This is a genomic window from Promicromonospora sp. NPDC023805 (assembly GCF_040639635.1).
In the GTDB taxonomy this organism is placed as follows: Bacteria; Actinomycetota; Actinomycetes; order Actinomycetales; family Cellulomonadaceae; genus Promicromonospora.
The window spans coordinates 1-17,753 of the sequence record NZ_JBFAAH010000006.1; the positions used below are offsets into that span (position 1 = coordinate 1).

17 protein-coding genes are annotated in these 17,753 nt (G+C 70.2%); 9 read left to right on the forward strand and 8 right to left on the reverse strand.

What is annotated here, in order from left to right; translation table 11 throughout:
• Positions 1 to 143 precede the first annotated feature (143 nt).
• From AB0F70_RS08320 to AB0F70_RS08335, 4 genes are all read right to left on the reverse strand, one after another.
• On the reverse strand, positions 144 to 1,040 hold the full coding sequence (locus AB0F70_RS08320) for an amino acid ABC transporter permease (RefSeq protein WP_357446018.1): 897 nt from the start codon (positions 1,038 to 1,040) through the stop codon (positions 144 to 146).
• Complete coding sequence (locus AB0F70_RS08325) at positions 1,037 to 1,726, reverse strand: ABC transporter permease subunit (protein WP_357446021.1); 690 nt, start codon at positions 1,724 to 1,726, stop codon at positions 1,037 to 1,039. The genes AB0F70_RS08320 and AB0F70_RS08325 overlap by 4 nt, the downstream gene beginning before the upstream one ends.
• A gap of 139 nt (positions 1,727 to 1,865) precedes the next feature.
• The gene (locus AB0F70_RS08330) at positions 1,866 to 2,729 is read right to left on the reverse strand and encodes a glutamate ABC transporter substrate-binding protein (protein ID WP_357446024.1); all 864 of its coding nucleotides are present in this window, start codon (positions 2,727 to 2,729) and stop codon (positions 1,866 to 1,868) included.
• 65 nt (positions 2,730 to 2,794) lie between these two features.
• Complete coding sequence (locus tag AB0F70_RS08335; RefSeq protein WP_357446027.1) at positions 2,795 to 3,610, reverse strand: amino acid ABC transporter ATP-binding protein; 816 nt, start codon at positions 3,608 to 3,610, stop codon at positions 2,795 to 2,797.
• A 139-nt stretch (positions 3,611 to 3,749) separates the two neighbouring features.
• Here AB0F70_RS08335 and miaB point away from each other — a divergent pair, with 139 nt between their 5' ends.
• The gene (gene miaB, locus AB0F70_RS08340; RefSeq protein WP_357446030.1) at positions 3,750 to 5,438 is read left to right on the forward strand and encodes a tRNA (N6-isopentenyl adenosine(37)-C2)-methylthiotransferase MiaB; all 1,689 of its coding nucleotides are present in this window, start codon (positions 3,750 to 3,752) and stop codon (positions 5,436 to 5,438) included.
• A gap of 212 nt (positions 5,439 to 5,650) precedes the next feature.
• Here the strand turns inward: miaB and AB0F70_RS08345 are convergent, their stop codons facing one another.
• Together AB0F70_RS08345 and AB0F70_RS08350 are read right to left on the reverse strand one after the other, a co-directional pair.
• Positions 5,651 to 6,232 (reverse strand): YbjN domain-containing protein, encoded by a 582-nt coding sequence (locus tag AB0F70_RS08345; RefSeq protein ID WP_357446033.1) that lies wholly within the window; start codon positions 6,230 to 6,232, stop codon positions 5,651 to 5,653.
• Positions 6,229 to 6,828, reverse strand: coding sequence for a YbjN domain-containing protein (locus tag AB0F70_RS08350; RefSeq protein ID WP_274994189.1), 600 nt, complete (start codon positions 6,826 to 6,828; stop codon positions 6,229 to 6,231). The genes AB0F70_RS08345 and AB0F70_RS08350 overlap by 4 nt, the downstream gene beginning before the upstream one ends.
• 131 nt (positions 6,829 to 6,959) lie before the next feature.
• On the opposite strand from AB0F70_RS08350, the gene AB0F70_RS08355 reads away from it, so the two are divergent.
• Genes AB0F70_RS08355 through dapF form a run of 3 tightly spaced genes read left to right on the forward strand, consistent with a single transcriptional unit; the run spans position 6,960 to position 9,510 of the window.
• Positions 6,960 to 7,541 (forward strand): hypothetical protein, encoded by a 582-nt coding sequence (locus AB0F70_RS08355; RefSeq protein WP_357446037.1) that lies wholly within the window; start codon positions 6,960 to 6,962, stop codon positions 7,539 to 7,541.
• Between the two features lie 35 nt (positions 7,542 to 7,576).
• Positions 7,577 to 8,548, forward strand: a complete 972-nt coding sequence (miaA, locus tag AB0F70_RS08360; RefSeq protein WP_357446040.1) for a tRNA (adenosine(37)-N6)-dimethylallyltransferase MiaA — start codon at positions 7,577 to 7,579, stop codon at positions 8,546 to 8,548.
• Entirely contained in the window at positions 8,545 to 9,510 is a 966-nt protein-coding gene (gene dapF, locus AB0F70_RS08365; protein ID WP_357446043.1) for a diaminopimelate epimerase, read from the forward strand. The genes miaA and dapF overlap by 4 nt, the downstream gene beginning before the upstream one ends.
• A gap of 80 nt (positions 9,511 to 9,590) precedes the next feature.
• On the opposite strand, the gene AB0F70_RS08370 is transcribed toward dapF, so the two are convergent.
• Both AB0F70_RS08370 and AB0F70_RS08375 read right to left on the reverse strand, forming a co-directional pair.
• Positions 9,591 to 10,190, reverse strand: a complete 600-nt coding sequence (locus AB0F70_RS08370; RefSeq protein WP_357446046.1) for a methyltransferase — start codon at positions 10,188 to 10,190, stop codon at positions 9,591 to 9,593.
• Between the two features lie 175 nt (positions 10,191 to 10,365).
• Positions 10,366 to 11,331, reverse strand: coding sequence for a terpene synthase family protein (locus tag AB0F70_RS08375; RefSeq protein ID WP_357446049.1), 966 nt, complete (start codon positions 11,329 to 11,331; stop codon positions 10,366 to 10,368).
• A 238-nt stretch (positions 11,332 to 11,569) separates the two neighbouring features.
• On the opposite strand from AB0F70_RS08375, the gene AB0F70_RS08380 reads away from it, so the two are divergent.
• From AB0F70_RS08380 to AB0F70_RS08400, 5 genes are all read left to right on the forward strand, one after another.
• Positions 11,570 to 13,117: a prenyltransferase/squalene oxidase repeat-containing protein gene (locus AB0F70_RS08380; protein WP_357446052.1), complete on the forward strand. Its 1,548-nt coding sequence runs from the start codon at positions 11,570 to 11,572 to the stop codon at positions 13,115 to 13,117.
• A gap of 28 nt (positions 13,118 to 13,145) precedes the next feature.
• Positions 13,146 to 14,159, forward strand: coding sequence for a polyprenyl synthetase family protein (locus tag AB0F70_RS08385; RefSeq protein WP_357446055.1), 1,014 nt, complete (start codon positions 13,146 to 13,148; stop codon positions 14,157 to 14,159).
• Between the two features lie 223 nt (positions 14,160 to 14,382).
• The gene (locus tag AB0F70_RS08390; protein ID WP_357446058.1) at positions 14,383 to 14,967 is read left to right on the forward strand and encodes a GNAT family N-acetyltransferase; all 585 of its coding nucleotides are present in this window, start codon (positions 14,383 to 14,385) and stop codon (positions 14,965 to 14,967) included.
• Between the two features lie 104 nt (positions 14,968 to 15,071).
• Positions 15,072 to 16,613, forward strand: a complete 1,542-nt coding sequence (gene hflX / locus AB0F70_RS08395; RefSeq protein ID WP_357446061.1) for a GTPase HflX — start codon at positions 15,072 to 15,074, stop codon at positions 16,611 to 16,613.
• A gap of 97 nt (positions 16,614 to 16,710) precedes the next feature.
• Complete coding sequence (locus AB0F70_RS08400; protein ID WP_357446064.1) at positions 16,711 to 17,745, forward strand: LacI family DNA-binding transcriptional regulator; 1,035 nt, start codon at positions 16,711 to 16,713, stop codon at positions 17,743 to 17,745.
• The last annotated feature ends 8 nt before the right edge of the window (positions 17,746 to 17,753 follow it).

Here is a 17,753-nt window from a genome sequence, read left to right on the forward strand (position 1 = left end):
ACCCCCGCCGCCCCCCGCCCCCACTCGCCACCCTGCGCCCGGGGCCAACAATACACTGTGTAATATTGTCCTGTGCGCCCCCCCCCCCCCCCCCCCACCACCTGACCTCTTACCGACCTTTCACCAGCTTCCCAGCACGTGCGTCAGGTGCCGCCCGGACCCGGGCCTGCACCGACGAACCCGGCAGCGGCGGTCGGGTTGCCGATCCCGGTGCCCTCGACCGTGGCCCCCGCCGTCCGGCTGGAGAGCAGCCTCGCGAGTCGGTGCGCCACGACGGTGAGCAGCCAGTTGATCACGATGAACACGATCGCCACGACGACCAGCGCCTGTAGCGGGTTCTGCTCCTTGGACGAGAGGATCTGGGCGGACCGGAGCAGCTCGGAGTACAGGATGAACTGACCGAGCGCCGAGTCCTTGAGCACGACCACGAGCTGCGACACCATCGCAGGGAGCATGGCGACCAGAGCCTGCGGAAGCTGGACCGAGCGGAGCGTCTGCCCGCGAGTCAGACCGATCGCCAGACCTGCCTCGCCCTGCCCCTTCGGAAGGTTCCCGACTCCGGCCCGGACCAGCTCCGCGATGACGGAGCCGTTGTACAGGACGAGGGCGACCACTACTGCGGCGAACGGCCGGTCGACGATCCACTGCGCCTGTGCCGAGAAGAACATGTAGAAGAAGATCATCATCAGCAGTACAGGCACCGCGCGGAAGAACTCCACGACCACACCGGATATCCACCGGACCGCACGGTTGTGCGACAGGCGCCCGATGCCGAAGACGATGCCGAACACGACGGCGCCCACCGTGGCGAACAGCGCTGAGCGCAGCGTGTTCTGCAGGCCTGGCAGATAGTAGAACTGCCAGGCCTCGGCGGAGACTGCGTTCTGCCAGAGCGACGGCTCGAACTGGCCCTTGGCGGCCAGTACCGAGGCCAACCAGCCCAGCCCGGCGAGGACCGCCAGGGCGGCGACGACGTTACCGACGACGGACACGGCCCGACCACGAGGGCCCGGGGCATCGAAGAGGACGGAGGCGCTCATCGCTTCACCGCCAGTCGACTCGACAGCCAGGTAGTGCCCACACCGATCGGGATCACCAGGATCACGTAGCCGATGGCAAAGGTCAGGAAGATCGCGACCATGAGGTCGGGTCGGAACTCGATCATGGTCCTCATCTGCGACGACGTCTCGGTGGCGACCGAGGCCGCAGCGGCGACGGTCGAGTTCTTCAGGAGCGCGATGAGTGTGTTGCCGAGCGGTGCGATGGCCCCACGGAACGCCTGCGGGAAGATCACCAGGCCCGCCGCCGGCAAGAACGACAGCCCGATGGCACGCGCGGCCTCGGCCTGACCTACCGGCACCGTGTTCACCCCGGACCGGATGGCCTCGCAGACGAACGCCGCGTGATAGACCGACAGGCCGATCACCGCGAACCAGAAGAACGTGGTCGCGAGGTCGTCCGACAGCGTGACCCCGAGCTGCGAGAACACCACCAGGTACATGAACGTGAGGATGATCGTCAGCGGCGTGTTCCGGAAGACGGTCACGTAGGCGGTGCCGGCCCACTGGAGCGATGCGATCGGTGAGATGCGCATCAGCGCGAGCACGGTGCCGAGGAGCAGGGACAGGATTGCGGCCCAGAACGTGAGCTGGATGTTGACCAGGAACGCGCCAGGGACGTCGTACCGGTCGAAGAGCTCGGCGAACCCGGCGAGGAAGTCGTCCACGGTCACCTTTCAGGAGGAATGGTCAAGGGCGTCGCGGCACCGGTCGGCGACGCCGGACGTGCCCGACGCCAGATCGGCGGTCGCCTGGAGAGGCGGCCGGTCCGGCGTCGGGCACGGAGATCAGAGGGTGGTCAGCAGATCAGGCGCAGGCGTCCGGCTCCGGCGGGTTGAGCTCCGCGTTCGCGGTGTAGTCGGCGCCCTCGGTGTTGGAGGCCACCAGCTCTTCCCAGGTGCCGTCCTCGATCATCTTCGTGATCGCGGCGTTGACCTCTTCGCAGGTGTCCGTGCTGCCGTCGGGCAGGCCCACGCCGTAGCGCTCCTCGGAGAAGGGCGCGCCGACTACCTTGAACTTGCCGGCGTTCTGCTCGGTCGCGGCCAGGCCGGCGAGGATGATGTCGTCAGTAGTGACGGCGTCGACAGCGCCGGAGGCGAGGGCGGTGGCACAGTCGGCGTAGCCGGGGCGCTCCACGAGCTGCACGCCCTCGGCGTAGTCGTTCTTGATGTTCTCCGCCGAGGTCGATCCGGTGACCGAGCAGAGGTTCTTGCCCTCGAGGTCCTCCGGGCCGGTGATGTCCGTGTTGTCGGCGGCGACCAGCAGGTCCTGCCCGGCGACGAAGTAGGGGCCGGCGAAGTCGATGAGGTCCTTGCGCTCGTCGTTGATCGAGTAGGTGGCGAAGATCATGTCCACCTCGTCGTTCTGCAGCGCCGTCTCGCGGTTGGCCGAGATGGTCTCGACCCACTCGATCTGGTCCTCGGAGTAGCCAAGCTCGTTCGCGACGTAGCGGGCGACGTCCGTGTCGAAGCCCGTGAACGTGTCGCCGTCCTGTAGGCCAAGGCCCGGCTGGTCGTACTTGATGCCGATGCGGATGGTGTCGCCGCCGCCGGCACCGCCGTCAGTGGCGCCATCGGTCGGCTCGCCGCCGACCTCGGCGCCGCCACAGGCGGAGAGAGTGAGAGTGGTCGCTGCCGCCATTGCCAGCAGCCCCATGGTGTGCTTGCGCATGATTCCCCTTCGGTAAGTACGGGATCCGGTACCGGAACCCTTGGCTTGGGATCAGTCAATAAAGTTCAGTGGGTAAGGATCTTGGAGAGGAAGTCGCGGGCACGCTCGCTCTTGGGCGCCGTGAAGAACTCCTCGGGGGGAGCCTCCTCGACGATCTGGCCGTCCGCCATGAAAACCACGCGGTGCGCCGCCTTGCGGGCGAAGCCCATCTCGTGCGTGACGACGATCATGGTCATGCCCTCCTGGGCGAGCGACACCATGACGTCGAGGACCTCGTTGACCATCTCGGGGTCGAGCGCGGAGGTCGGCTCGTCGAACAGCATGACCTTCGGCTTCATCGCCAGGGCCCGGGCGATGGCCACGCGCTGCTGCTGCCCGCCCGAGAGCTGCGCGGGCATCTTGCGCGCCTGGTTGCCCACGCCCACCCGCTCCAGCAGAGTCATGGCCTCGGCCTCGGCGTCCTTCTTCGACAGGCCGCGCACCTTGCGCGGGCCGAGCGTCACGTTGTCGAGCACGGTCTTGTGCGCGAACAGGTTGAACGACTGGAAGACCATGCCGACCTCGGCGCGCAGCTGCGCGAGGGCCTTGCCCTCCTCGGGCAGGTTCTTGCCGTCGACGGAGATGGTGCCGTCGTCGATGGTCTCGAGGCGGTTGATCGCTCGGCACAACGTCGACTTGCCGGACCCGGACGGGCCGATCACGACCAGCACCTCGCCCTTGCGGACGGTGAGGTCGATGTCCTGCAAGACGTGCAGCGCACCGAAGTGCTTGTTGACGTGCGTCAGCTCTACGAGGGGCGCCCCGAGGACGCGGTCCGACGTCGGAGCGTCCACGGTCTCGTCGGCCGCCGGTTGGCCGGTGGTCGGGGTGCTCTGGTCCATCCCTTGAACCTAACGATCCGATGTTTCAAGGACCAAGTCGACGGGTCATCGGGGCACAACGTTTCGGTAACAGATGCCCGCTATGAGGTTGAAAGACCCCTGTTCGGCGCGACTCGACAGGGGTCGTAAAATTGACGGGATGTCCACGACCGCCCTCACCCCAGCCCTGCCCGACGCCGCCGCGACCGACCGCTGGACCGATCCAGCCGTCCACGACGAGGTTCCGGAGCAGCCGCAGCGCACCTATATGGTGCGCACGCTGGGCTGCCAGATGAACGTGCACGACTCCGAGCACATGGCCGGGATGCTCGAGGAAGCGGGCTACACCCGCGCGTCCAGCCAGGACGAGGCCGCGAACGCCGCCGACGTCGTGGTGATCAACACGTGCGCGGTGCGCGAGAACGCCGCCAACAAGCTGTACGGGAACCTCGGCCAGCTCGCGAGCATCAAGGCCGCCAGGCCGGGCATGCAGATCGCCGTCGGCGGGTGCCTGGCCCAGAAGGACCGCGGGGACATCGTGGCGAAGGCGCCGTGGGTCGACGTCGTCTTCGGCACCCACAACCTCGACGCCCTGCCGGTGCTGCTGGAGCGCGCCCGGCACAACGAGTCGGCGCAGGTCGAGATCGCGGAGTCGCTGCAGGTCTTCCCGTCCACGCTGCCGACCAGGCGCGAGTCGGTCTACGCCGGCTGGGTGAGCATCTCGGTGGGCTGCAACAACACGTGCACGTTCTGCATAGTGCCGCACCTGCGCGGCAAGGAGCGCGACCGCCGGCCGGGGGAGATCCTGGCCGAGGTCGAGGCCCTCGTCGCGGCGGGCGCCATCGAGGTGACGCTGCTGGGCCAGAACGTGAACAGCTACGGCGTCGAGTTCGGCGACCGCGGCGCGTTCGCCAAGCTGCTGCGCGCCTGCGGCCGGATCGAGGGTCTGGAGCGGGTCCGGTTCACGTCCCCGCACCCCGCCGCGTTCACGGACGACGTCATCGCCGCCATGGCCGAGACGCCCAACGTGATGCCACAGCTGCACATGCCGCTGCAGTCCGGCTCCGACCGGATCCTGCGCGCGATGCGCCGTTCCTACCGCTCGGAGAAGTTCCTCGGCATCCTCGACCGCGTCCGCGCCGTCATGCCCGACGCCTCGATCACCACCGACATCATCGTGGGCTTCCCGGGCGAGACCGAGGAGGACTTCGCCGAGACGCTGCGCGTCGTCGAGGCCTCGCGGTTCAGCTCCGCGTTCAGCTTCCAGTACTCGCCGCGCCCTGGAACGCCCGCGGCGACCATGGACGGCCAGCTGCCCAAGGAGGTCGTGCAGGAGCGGTTCGAGCGCCTGCTCGCCCTGCAGGACCGCGTCGGCGGCGAAGAGGCCGCGAAGCAGGTCGGTCGCACGCTCGAGGTGCTCGTCGCCGAGGACTCCGGCCGCAAGGGCGGCGAGCGGCACCGCTTGTCGGGCCGCGCCGAGGACAACCGCCTGGTGCACTTCGCCCTGCCCCAGCCCGACGCGCTGGCCAGGACGGGCGCCTACGTCGCCGACACCGACCTCACACAGGCACCGGCGAGCCTGGACGACCCTCGCCTCGCCGACGTCGTGCCCGAGGGGCTGCCGCGGCCCGGCGACATGGTGACCGTGACCGTGACGAAGGCCGCCCCGCACCACCTGCTGGCGGACTCTGCGCTCACCGACGGTCTGCCGGTGCGGCGGACCCGCTCGGGTGACGCCTGGGCGGCGCGGGAGAAGGCACGGCTCGGCGGGGGCGAGGACACGCACTCGCACGGCACGTCCGCGCCGTCCGGCGCCGTCTCCCTGGGCCTGCCGACACTGCGTCGCTGACGCAGCGCGGCGCCGGCCCCGCGCTGCGGGAGTCGGCGCCGCGAGGATCAGCTGTCCTGCGAGCCTCGCTCCAGATGGCGGACCCTGGCCCGCTGCCCCAGCGCGACTGGCAGGCAGCACCCGCCGACGACGACGAAGAGGGCCGGCCGCAATCCTTCCAGGATCGTCCAGCCGATGGGGTTGGAGACCAGGCCGGCGGTGGTGGGTGCTGCCTACTTCCCGTCCGACGACGACTCGTCCGGCTTCTCGTCCGACGGCGGGGCCAGCGAGGCCACCGTCGAGAAGAACTGGCTGGCCGTGACCAGGCCGCACGACACGGTCTGGGCGAGCTGCTCTTCGGTGGCGCCGTGCTCGAAGTCCACCGACACCTCGGCGTACAGCGCGAGGCCCGAGGACTCCTCGCGCGTGTAGACCTTCGGCCAGATGCGCTCGCGGTTCCAGTCGTTGGCGGCCTGGAGCACGGCGAGGCGCGCCCCCGCGGGCAGCGTGCCCGCCCAGCGGCCGCGCACCTGCAGGATCTCGTCGTGCTCGCCGAGCAGCAGGAACCAGAACCGGTTGCCGTCCCAGGTGCCCGTGACGTCGCCGTCGTCGTCGATGCGGAACCGGTAGCCGCGCCGCGAGAGATCGTCGCCGACACGCTGCGTGCTCAGCGGCCGGGGCTTCTCGACCTGGCTGTTGGTGATGGTCCGGACCTGCGCGCCGGAGGACCGCCGCGCGGCCGGCGGACGCGGGTTCAGCAGACGTGCGAGCCAGCGGCCCGCGCCGCGTCCGCCCCCGCCGATGGGCGGGCTCATGGTGCGGACCTCAGCGGATCGGGGAACGTCTCGTCGAGATGCTCGAAGAACATGGAGCCGGTGGTCAGCCCGCACTGCAGGAGCTGGTCCAGCTGGTCCTCGGTGACGCCGTGCTCCAGGTCGACCGTGACCTCGGTGTAGACGAGCACCGCCCCGTTGTCACGGACCCGGACGTACGTCTTGGGCCAGATGCGCTCGGCGTTCCACTCGTTGCAGAGCTCGAGGATCTCCTCGAGCCGCTCGATGGTCAGGTCCCGGTGCCACTGCCCGCGCACCTGGAGCACCTCGGAGCTCTCGCCGACCATCAGGAAGTAGAACAGCCAGCCGTGCCACAGCCCGCCGACGTCGCCCTCCGAGTCCACGAAGTAGCTGAACCCGTTCTCACCCAGCCACTCGACGACGCGGTCGCGCGTCAACGGCTCAGGGATGGACGACGGATCGTCGAGACCGCCCGTCAGCTCCCGGAGCAGAACCCCTTCGACCTGGGCCCTTAGCTCGTCGTCGTCGAGTTCCCTGGGCTCGGGCTGTTGCGGGCCGGTGGCCGCACGGTCGCCGTCGCCCGCCGTGTTACGGCGTCGTGACCCGAAGAACCTCACCTGCCCACAGTACCCGCCCGACCCCTTCTCTCGCTGCGTCGGACACGTGGGAAATGGGGTGGAATCGTCCAGAAGCTTGTGCGCGCGGCCGGATCGGCGCGGGCCGTGTAGTTTCGTGGATCGTGCGAGCCGTGATCCTGCCTGCGACCCCGTTGCTCGTCCCGGGGCTCGCTCCCGGCCTGAGGGCGGACCCCCTCATGGCGGTGCGCGGCGCGGTCCGGGCCGCCCTCGCGGAGCTCGTCGCGGGTGGTCGGCTGCCACTGGTCCTTGCGCACGGACCCGCGCTCCGGCACGGACGGATGCGCCCGTCGCTCGCGGGAGCCGGTATCGGCGACCGCTGGTTACCCGACCCGTCGGCTGCCGCGTCCTGGGCGGACGGCGCCCCCGCGGGCACCGGCGCGTCCGTCGCGCTGCTGGCGCTCGCGGACGTGCTGGGAGACCGGGCCACCGACGTCGAGACGCTGGAGGTCCCGGCCGACGGCACGTCGCTCGACGGCGGCGGCGTTGCCGACCTGCTGCGCGGTGCGACCGGCCTGGTCGTCGCGGGCGGGGGAGCGCCCGGCGGGGTGGACGACGGTCCCGACGCACTCACCGACGGGATCCGGGCGGCGCTGCGCGCGGCCGGAGCCGACGCCTGGCGCGTCGACGTCCAGGTGTTCGAGCAGTCGCACGGCCACCTGCCGCCGGCCTATCGCGTGACCACGCTCACGTGACGGAGACAGAGGGCAGCGGCCCGTAAAGTGGCCGCGTGATAGTCGCCGTCGTAGGTCCCACCGCCACCGGAAAGTCGGACCTCGCGCTCGACCTGGCCCAGGCGCTGGGCCCCGCCGAGATCGTCAACGCCGACGCCTACCAGCTCTACCAAGGCATGGATGTCGGGACGGCCAAGGTGCCGCCGGCCGAACGGCGCGGGATCGCGCACCACCAGCTCGACGTGCTGGAGCCCGCCGAGGACGCCTCCGTCGCGCGCTACCAGGAGTCGGGACGCGCCGACCTGGACGCGATCGCCAGGCGGGGTGCGCGCGCCGTCGTCGTCGGTGGGTCCGGGCTGTACGTACGGGCCCTGCTCGACGCGATGGACTTCCCGGGCACCGATCCCGAGGTCCGGGCGTGGCTCGAGGCGCGCGCCGAGGCCGAGGGCCGCCGCGCCCTGCACGCCGAGCTCGCTGGCCTCGACCCACAGGCGGCGGAGAGCATCGACCCGCACAACACCCGCCGGATAGTGCGCGCGCTGGAGGTCATCGAGATCACCGGCCGCCCGTACACGGCCAACCTGCCCCGGCAGGAGTACGTACGGCCCGCCGTGCAGATCGGGCTCGACTGCTCCCGCGAGGTGCTGGACGCGCGGGTGGCGTCGCGTGTCGACCGCATGTGGGACACGGGCCTCGTGGACGAGGTGCGCGCACTGGCGAGCCCTGAGCAGGGCGGCACCGGATCCGGTCTCGGAGTGACCGCCGCCCGCGCCGTCGGCTACGCCGAGGTGCTCGCCTGGTGGCGCGGCGAGCTCACCGAGGCGGAGGCCACGGAGGCGATCACCGCGAACACCCGGCGGCTCGCCCGCAAGCAGATGGGCTGGTTCGGCCGCGACCCGCGCGTCCACTGGCTCGACGCCGCCTCGCCCCGCCTGCTCGACGAGGCGCTCGCGATCGTCGCCGCCGCTGACGACGGGGCCCTGCCGGTTGCCGGATCCGAACCCGTGCGCCGTAGCCTGGGCTCATGACGCAGCCCGCGACCAGCCCTGTGCCCTCCGTGCCGACATCCGGCACCCTTGCCTTCACGAAGGGGCACGGCACGCAGAACGACTTCGTGCTGATCGCGGACCCGGAGGGCACGCTCGACCTCGGGCCCGCCGACGTGCGCAGGCTGGCCGACCGCCGCAGCGGCATCGGCGGCGACGGCGTGATCCGGCTCGCGCCGACCGCCGCCCTCGCCCGCGCCGGTGAGGAGGCCGCCCAGGCCGCGCTCGCGGAGGACCCGACCGCCGAATGGTTCATGGACTACCGCAACGCGGACGGCTCCGTCGCCGAGATGTGCGGCAACGGCGTGCGGGTCTTCGCGGCGTTCGCCGAGCAGGAGGGGCTCGCCGACCTGTCCACCGGGCCCCTCAGCCTCGGCACCCGCGGGGGCGTCAAGCGCGTCACCAAGGAGCCCGGCGGCTGGTACGCCGTCGACATGGGCCCCTGGTTCCTGCCCGGCGGCGAGTCCGCCGCGGCCGAGGGGTACGACGCGGCGGTGGCGGTCCACGGCTGGACCGCACCCCGTCCCGCCCTCAGCGTCGACCTCGGCAACCCGCACACCGTCGTCGCCCTCGCGAGCCTCGACGAGCTCGACTCGCTCGAGCTCTTCCACGCCCCCGAGGTCGCGCCACTGCCCCCGCACGGCACCAACGTCGAGCTCGTGGTGCCGCTCGGTGAGGAGGAGGGGCCGGACGGCGTCGTCGGCCGCCTCCGCATGCGCGTGCACGAGCGCGGGGTCGGCGAGACGCCGTCGTGCGGGACCGGCGCGTGCGCCGCTGCGCTTGCGGTGCGGACCTGGCAGGCCGGCTCGTCCGGTGTCGGCGCGCCCGACACGTGGATCGTCGAGGTGCCGGGTGGCGAGGTGCGGGTGCGTGTACTGCCGAGCGGCAACGTCGAGCTCGCGGGCCCCGCTGAGCTGGTGTACTCGGGCCACGTCGCGCGCTAGCTAGACCCAGGCGCACGTGTCAGACGTACAGGTCACTCAGGTGACTCACGGGTCTGACACGTGCGCGGAGGTCTGACAGGTCAGCCCGCGACCCGCAGGACGCGGAACCCCTTGGACGACGTCTCCCGCTCGACCTGCAGGTCGAGCGTGTCGGTGATCCAGCGCGCGAGCGAGTCGGACCCCAGGTTCTTCTGCACCACCAGCCACGCCTCGGCGCCGTCCGCGAGCCGCGGCAGCCACCGCGTCAGCAGGTCGTGCAGCGCCTGCTTGCCCACGCGGATCGGCGGGTTGGACCAGCACGTGTCGAACGTGATGTCCTCCGGCACGTCGTCGGGCAGCGCCGCGCGGACGTTCGTCAGGCCGAGCCGCTCGGCATTGCGCCGCACCAGGTCGAGGGCCCGCTCGTTGACGTCCACTGCCCACACCGTGGCGTGCGGCGCCTCCAGCGCGAGGGAGATGGTGATGGGGCCCCAGCCGCACCCCAGGTCGAGCAGGTTGCCCGACGGCGGAGGCGCCGGAACCGCGTTGAGCAGCACCGTCGTGCCCTTGTCGACCCCGCCGGGCGAGAAGACCCCCGGTGCCACCTCGACCTCCAGCTCACGACCGGAGAGGTGGATGGTGCGGGTGCGGCGCTCGTCGTCCGAGGCGGGCTGCGCGGTGAAGTAGTGGTCGGTGGACACCGCGTCATCGTAGGCGCTTGCCGCCTGGCATGACCGGTGCCAACCCCGTGGAAGTGCCAGGTGGTGGACATGCGCGGGCGAGTAGTCAGCGGCCGGTCGAAGGCGTTGTGCCTGGCTGGCGGCCGACGCGCATGAAAACTGACACCTGTGCGACGGAAATCTCCAGTGCTGTGGGTCAAGACGAGAAGCGTCCTGATTCGGGTAGCCAGGCGAGGTGGGCTCCTGGCATGACGCTGATGGTGTCAGCGACCGTCGAGATATCAGCGAGCAGACCGGGGCTGGTATCTCGGACGTGTGCCAGCAGGTGGCTGCGAGCGGCGGCAAGCCCGGCACTGCGGGCGCGGATGTGGTCGGCGACCTGGCTGATGGCGGCGGTCTGGCTGCAACCGGTGGCGCGCTGCAGGACGGTGACGTAGTTCGTAGTCTCGCCCTGGGCTGTTTCCCGGCGCAGGGAGGCGAGGTCGTTACACCAGGCAATGATGTCGCTGGAGGCGGCGCACAGCTCGGGCCAGGCATGGGCGTCGGTGATGTGATGGGGCACTTCGGTGCCGTGGGCGACTTCGATGAGGTCGTAGATGAACATGCCGCTGTCGTAGCGCCGCAGGGCAGGGTAGTCCTCGGGGCTGGGGACGGTGCCGTGGCGATGGTGGGCGGACTGCACGAGGAAGGCGTCGCGATAGCGGTCTATGTGGTGACGGATCCTGCGCTGCCAGGCCGCTGACATGCCGACGGCGGTGCGCGGCCACAGGTCGGCCAGGGCTTGAGCTGCCGGTCCGCTGCCCTCGAGGACGGGTCGGTCGTCGAGGATTCGCAGGACGGGGCTGAAGGTGGCCTCGATGGTAGCGGTGGAACGGCCCATGGCCCCCTCGTCCTGCTCGTCATCGAGGTATGTGAGCCAGGCGATCCACTGGGCGAAGAGCTCAACGTCTGCGCGGAGGGCGTCAGGCAGGATGCGGGCGGCCAGCAGGTGGAGTCCGGCGGCATCCAAGCGGGCACGCTCACGGGCATCGACTGTCAGGCCCACCTGGGAAGACCACTCCAGGAGGCGTTCACCGATGCGCCCCGCCTCAGGGTGGATTCGGTCGGGGACGCGGATGCCGAAGTCGCATCCGGACATGTCGGTGAGCGAGGTATGGGTCATCTACCAGATGGTAGAGCCGCAAAGGGGGCACACCGACGTCTCACCGACTTTCATTGACTTTCCATTGACCGGATCGATGGTTTCTATCTACGCTGAGCAGCGTCTCGTTGGTCTGGTGTGCCATAAACGCATCGGGGTGGGAACGTGTCATGTCTCGAATCATGCGCTCCGTTGGTGTTTTCTGTTGCCGCTAAGGCGGGTGGTCCCTCCTCGCCGCCACACACAACGGAGGTTCCATGTGAGTACCCAGACGCTCCCTGATCTTTCCCGTGTGGCGCAGGCCCGCGACAGGCTCGTCGCGCACCTGCTCACTCACGTCTCCGATGACGGTGCGGTACGGGACCGCTGCGCCAGCAGGGCACTCGAGTCCGCCCTGACCCTCGTTCTGCTGCGCGACGCGCGGCAGCATCACGACCGCCAAGCCCAGATCGCCAGCTATCTGCGCACCGTCCCGGCGGGCCCCGAGACGTTCGATCGCCTCCTGGTCGACGCGGCCCTGCAGGCCGAACACCCCTCCCTACGACCACAGCGTGCGACCGCCTGGCTCGAGAGCTTCGACCACTTCACCGCGCCCCGCAAGTTCCTCACGTTCAGCACCGTGCTCGCCGTGCTCGGCGCGATCCCCTTCAGCGAGGACGTCGACCCCGCCGCTATCCGCTACCGGGGAATCACCTCTTGGGGGGACGCCACCCTGTGCGCGGTGAAGCTCCTGCATCTGCATGCCCGCGGTCAGCGTGACGATGCCGGCTTGGCATTCCTCACCGACCGGCTGGCTCGCGACGGCGGCAAGCCCGCGTTGGAACGAAACGTTTTCGCCTACTTGTTGGCCCTGACTGCGCTGCACCGCTGCGACCCCGGCCACCGCTTGGTCGACGACGGCATCGCCGACCTGCTGTCCTGCCAGAACCCCGACGGAGGGCTCCCCTTCGTCGACGGCATGGAGATCTTCTGCACTGCCACCGCCGGTCTGGCTATGCTCACCGCCCCCGATCTGCCCCGCCACCTGCCAGCCGCGATGGGCGACTACCTGGCCGACCGTCAGCTGGCCGACGGTGGGTGGGCCTACGCCGAGAACGTTCGGCAAAGTGACGTCGACGACACCGCCTACTGCCTCCAGCTCCTCTGGGCGCTCAACCCCGCCCGCTACGCCACTCAGATCGACGCAGGGGGCGAATATCTGCTGGCCATAGCCAACCCGGACGGTGGATTCCCTACCTTCCGCCACGGACACCCCTCCGAGATCGCCATGACCGCCGGTGCCCTGACCGCCCTGACACCTGACGCGCGCGGCCGAGCCGAGATCGCACCGGCCGCCCTGGAATACCTGCTCAGCGCGCAGCAACCTGACGGCACCTTCGAGCGCAGCTGGAGTTCGAGTGAGGCCAATTCCATCTTCCGCGCCCTGCAAGCTCTCCAGCACACCCAACACCTCCAGGCACCCCCGACGCGCACTCGGGTCAACCAGGTGACCTCTCTGGCTATGAGCCGACTGGCGACCACACAACACCCAGACGGCGGCTGGGGACAACAGCCCACTGAGCCAAGCGACCCCATCAGCACGTCGTACGCGCTCCTGGCCAGCCGGAACTGGCACACGACACCCACCCACCGCGCGGGGCTCGGCTACCTGCTGGCTCAACAACAGCCTGACGGAGGTTTCACCTCACGACCGGACCAAGCAGGCCCCCGCCCGATCCCCTGGGACGTGCCCGTCCTCACCGACATCTGCGTCCTCTCAGCACTTAACCCCACCAGCCAGTTGAAGCCCTCAGCCCCGAACAGTTGACACCGGACGTGCCAAAGAGGGAGGACTCATGACCGTCCTGACCGACCAATACACGCCCGAGCGTGAGGCCATCGACGACGGGCTGAGGGCCGCCGTCGCCCGGCTTCCGTACGCCGCATCCCGCATCGCGTCCTACCACTTCGGATGGACGGACGTCGCGGGCAAGCCGGCTGACGGGAGCTCCGGCAAGGCTCTGCGACCGTTGCTGACTCTGCTCGCGGCCAGGGCAGTGGCCGACGACTGGCGGCCCGCCGTACCTGCGGCCGTGGCCGTGGAGCTCGTCCACAACTTCTCGCTCGTCCACGACGACATCATTGATCAGGACAATCTCCGCAGGCACCGCCCCACGGTCTGGAAGGTCTTCGGCGTCACGGAGGCGATTCTCGTCGGCGACGCGCTCCACGCGCTGGCCTTCGAGGTGCTCGCGAGCTCCGGCGACGCGCGGGCCGCAGCCGGGTCCGGCCTGCTGGCCACGACCGTCCGCGCTCTGGTCGAGGGACAGCTGGCCGACTTCTACTTCGAGAAGCGCGAGAGGGTCGGTATCGCCGAGTGCGTGGCGATGGCCGAGGCCAAGACCGCCTCGCTCATCGGCTGTGCGACCGCGCTCGGAGCTCTGTTCGCGGGTGGCACCGACCACCAGGTGGGGGCCCTGCGAGATTTCGGGCTCCGGCTCGGCCTGGCCTTCCAGCATATCGACGACCTCCTGGGCATCTGGGGCGATCCGAAGATCACCGGCAAGGCCGTCTACTCCGACCTGCGCAGCCGCAAGAAGACCCTGCCGGTGACCGCCGCGCTCGGCTCGGACCTTCCTGAGGCGGCCGAGCTGGCCGGGTTCTTCACCTGGGTCGAACCGCTCGACGAGGCCCAGCTACGGCGCGCCGCCGAGCTGGTCGAGGTCTGCGGCGGGCGGCGCTCCAGCATGGAGTCGGCCGAGTCGCTCGTCACCGCCGCGGTGGCGAGCCTGGATGACGCCGGCTTGGTGCCGGAGGCGGCGGCCGAGCTCGGCAACCTCGCCGTCGAGACGGTCGGGAGAAAGTGGTGATCGCGGCCCGTCGCGTGCTGCTGCCGTCCCCCCGGTCGTTCGCCGGGGTCGAACGCGCTATCGATATCGTGGAGCGGGCCGAAGAACGCCTGGAGTTCCTGCTGCCGAGCCGACTTCGAACGGCCGAGACCGGTACTACGGCAGTTCCCTATCGCCCGACGGGACGACCACCCGCACCATCGTCCCAAAGAGCCAGATTCCAACCGTCCCAAGAACTTCCGGCATGGAGATCGTGCCGGCTGATCCGGACCGGTGGGACGACGTGCAGACCGTGTTCGGTCTGCGGGGCGGCGCCCACCACTGCCAGTGCCAGCGGATCCGGCTCGGCGACCGGGCCTGGTGGTACCTCTCGGTCGAGGAGCGCGGCCACCACCTGCGTGAGCAGCTCGACGCGGGCCCGGACGCGCCGACGACCGGCGCCCTGGTCGCGTACGTCGACGGCGAGCCCGCCGGCTGGGTGGCGGTCGCGCCCCGCACGGAGTTCGTCCGGTACCGCGGCAGCCAGGTCCCGTGGGCGGGCCGGCACGAGGACAAGGACGACGACGGCGTGTGGGCGGTCACGTGCTTCGCCGTCCGCGTCGGCCACCGCAAGCAGGGCCTGATGTACGAGCTGGCCGCTGCCGCCGTCGAGCACGCGCGGGAGCGGGGCGCCCAGGCCGTCGAGGGCTACCCGATCGTGCCGAACCCAGGCCAGGAGATCGCGTGGGGCGAGGTCAACGTCGGTACGCCGGGACCGTTCGCGGCTGCGGGTCTGACGGAGGTCAGCCGGCCGACGAAACGGCGCCGGGTGATGCGGCTGGACTTCTGACGCCAGGCCCCCGGTGACCCGGTCGGGAAAGACATAGCCGCGGGACTTTCGGCCGTGGGATCCTTGTTGTACAGACGGAAGAACAATCGAGAGTTAGGTAGTACATGACCCACACCCCGACAGAGCCCGAGCTCCCCGCAGAGGAGACGCCCGAACTCCGCGAGGTCCAGCCTGATGCCCAGGCGATCGCGAACGATGTCGTGGCACGGGTTCTCGCTCGGGCGGGGACCGCACGTGCCGACGGCGCCACGGTGCACACCGTGGCGGACGGCGACCAGCTTGAGCTCGAGGAGCGCACAGCGCTGCGCCGCGTGGCCGGCCTGTCGACCGAGCTCGAGGACGTCACCGAGGTCGAGTACCGGCAGCTGCGCCTGGAGAAGGTGGTGCTCGTCGGCCTCTTCACGGGTGGCGAGCACGCGGCCCGTGACGCCGAGATCTCGCTCCGCGAGCTCGCCGCACTGGCCGAGACGGCCGGCTCCCAGGTGCTGGACGGCATGCTCCAGCGCCGGCAGAAGCCCGACCCGGGCACGTATCTCGGTTCCGGCAAGGCCCTCGAGCTGGCCCAGGTCGTCATGGCGACGGGCGCCGACACCGTGATCGTCGACGGCGAGCTCGCCCCGTCCCAGCGTCGTTCGCTGGAGGACGTGGTGAAGGTCAAGGTCGTCGACCGCACCGCCCTGATCCTGGACATCTTCGCGCAGCACGCGAAGTCCCGTGAGGGCAAGGCCCAGGTCGAGCTCGCCCAGCTCGAGTACCTGCTGCCGCGTCTGCGCGGCTGGGGTGACTCGATGTCCCGCCAGGCCGGTGGCCAGGTGGGCGGCGCGGGTGCGGGCATGGGCTCGCGCGGTCCCGGTGAGACCAAGATCGAGCTGGACCGGCGGCGCATCCGTGACCGGATGTCCAAGCTGCGGCGCGAGATCGTCGCGATGAAGCCGGCCCGCGAGACCAAGCGGCTGAGCCGCAAGCGCAACGCGATCCCCGCGGTCGCCATCGCCGGCTACACGAACGCCGGCAAGTCCTCGCTGCTGAACGCGCTGACCGGCGCGGGCGTGCTGGTCGAGAACGCGCTGTTCGCGACCCTGGACCCGACCGTGCGGCGCACCAAGACCGAGGATGGCCGCGTCTACACGCTGACCGACACCGTCGGTTTCGTGCGGCGGCTGCCGACCCAGCTCGTCGAGGCGTTCCGGTCCACGCTGGAGGAGGTCGGCGACGCCGACATCCTGCTGCACGTGGTCGACGCGTCCCACCCGGACCCCGAGGGGCAGATCACCGCGGTGCGGGAGGTGCTCTCCGAGATCCCGGCCTTCGACAAGGTGCACGAGATCGTGGTGCTGAACAAGGCCGACATCGCCGACCCGACGGTCGTGGGCCGGATCCAGCGGCGCGAGCGGCACACCGCCGTCGTCTCCGCGCACTCCGGCGAGGGCATCGCCGAGCTGCGGGCCCGCGTCGCGGCCGAGCTGCCGCGGCCGGGCGTCGCCATCGACCTCGTGGTCCCGTACGAGCGGGGCGACCTGGTGCACCGCGTGCACGAGCACGGTGACATCGACCTGACCGAGCACGTCGCCGCGGGTACCCACCTGCGTGGACGGGTGGACGAGCAGCTCGCCATCGAGCTGCGGCAGGTCGCCGTAGCCTCCTGATCCACCGCCGGCGTCCGACGCCGGGACACGCAAGCCGCTTGCAGGGGTATGCAATCCCTGCAAGCGGTTTGCGTTCTCCGTGACTAGGATCGACGTCATGTCGAGACGGTTAGCGGATGTGGCGAAGAAGGTCGGCGTGAGCGAGGCGACGGTCAGTCGTGTGCTCAACGGAAAGCCAGGAGTGTCCCAGAGCACCAGGGATGCCGTGCTGACGGCGCTGGATGTGCTGGGCTACGAGCGGCCCACCAAGCTGCGCGGCAGCCGCGGCAAGCTCGTCGGGCTGGTTCTTCCCGAGCTGGTGAACCCGATCTTTCCCGCGTTCGCGGAGGTGATCGGCGGCGCGCTGGCCCAGCAGGGGTACACGCCCGTGCTCTGCACCCGCACGGCCGGCGGCGTCACGGAGGCCGAGTACATCGATCTCCTGCTGCAGCAGCAGGTCTCCGGCGTGATCTTCGCGGGTGGCTTCTACGCCGAGCGCGAGGCCGACCACTCCCACTACCGGCGGCTGGAGGACCTCGGGCTGCCCGTGGTGCTCATGAACGCGTCGATAGAGGACCTCGGCTTCCCGCGGGTCGCTACCGACGACCTCGTCGCGATCGAGCAGGCGATGGGGCACGTCGCGTCGCTCGGGCACCAGCGGATCGGCCTGCTGCTGGGCCCGGCCGACCACGTCCCGTCGGAGCGCAAGCTCGCCGCCGCCCGCCGGTTCGCGCAGCGGAACGACCTCGAGCTGGACGACGACCTGGTGGTGCACTCGCAGTACTCGCTGGAGAGCGGCCAGGCCGCGGCCAACCGGCTGATCGAGCGCGGCGCCACCGCGATCGTCTGTGCCAGCGACCCGCTAGCCCTCGGCGCGATCCGGGCGGTGCGCCGGGTCGGGCTGTCGTGCCCGGCGGACGTCTCGGTGGTCGGGTTCGACGACTCGGCGCTGATGAACTCGACCGACCCGGCCCTCACCACCGTCCGCCAGCCGATCGAGCCGATGGGGCGCGCGGCCGTCGACCTGCTCGCCGCGCTCATCGACGGCGGCGACGTGCCGCGCGACGAGCTGCTCTTCGAGCCGGAGCTCGTGGTCCGCGCCTCCACCGCCGCGCTGAAGGTTGTGACGAATCGAGCTGTCACAAATCGATAAGGATAATG

Bases quoted from the DNA above. Each gene is read 5' to 3' on its own strand.
- dapF (WP_357446043.1), top strand. From the start codon at position 8,545: ATGACGCAGCCCGCGACCAGCCCTGTGCCCTCCGTGCCGACATCCGGC.
- AB0F70_RS08385 (WP_357446055.1), top strand. From the start codon at position 13,146: ATGACCGTCCTGACCGACCAATACACGCCCGAGCGTGAGGCCATCGAC.
- hflX (WP_357446061.1), top strand. From the start codon at position 15,072: ATGACCCACACCCCGACAGAGCCCGAGCTCCCCGCAGAGGAGACGCCC.
- AB0F70_RS08375 (WP_357446049.1), bottom strand. From the start codon at position 11,331: ATGACCCATACCTCGCTCACCGACATGTCCGGATGCGACTTCGGCATC.
- miaB (WP_357446030.1), top strand. From the start codon at position 3,750: ATGTCCACGACCGCCCTCACCCCAGCCCTGCCCGACGCCGCCGCGACC.
- AB0F70_RS08335 (WP_357446027.1), bottom strand. From the start codon at position 3,610: ATGGACCAGAGCACCCCGACCACCGGCCAACCGGCGGCCGACGAGACC.
- AB0F70_RS08390 (WP_357446058.1), top strand. From the start codon at position 14,383: ATGGAGATCGTGCCGGCTGATCCGGACCGGTGGGACGACGTGCAGACC.
- AB0F70_RS08400 (WP_357446064.1), top strand. From the start codon at position 16,711: ATGTCGAGACGGTTAGCGGATGTGGCGAAGAAGGTCGGCGTGAGCGAG.
- AB0F70_RS08345 (WP_357446033.1), bottom strand. From the start codon at position 6,232: ATGAGCCCGCCCATCGGCGGGGGCGGACGCGGCGCGGGCCGCTGGCTC.
- AB0F70_RS08330 (WP_357446024.1), bottom strand. From the start codon at position 2,729: ATGCGCAAGCACACCATGGGGCTGCTGGCAATGGCGGCAGCGACCACT.
- AB0F70_RS08320 (WP_357446018.1), bottom strand. From the start codon at position 1,040: ATGAGCGCCTCCGTCCTCTTCGATGCCCCGGGCCCTCGTGGTCGGGCC.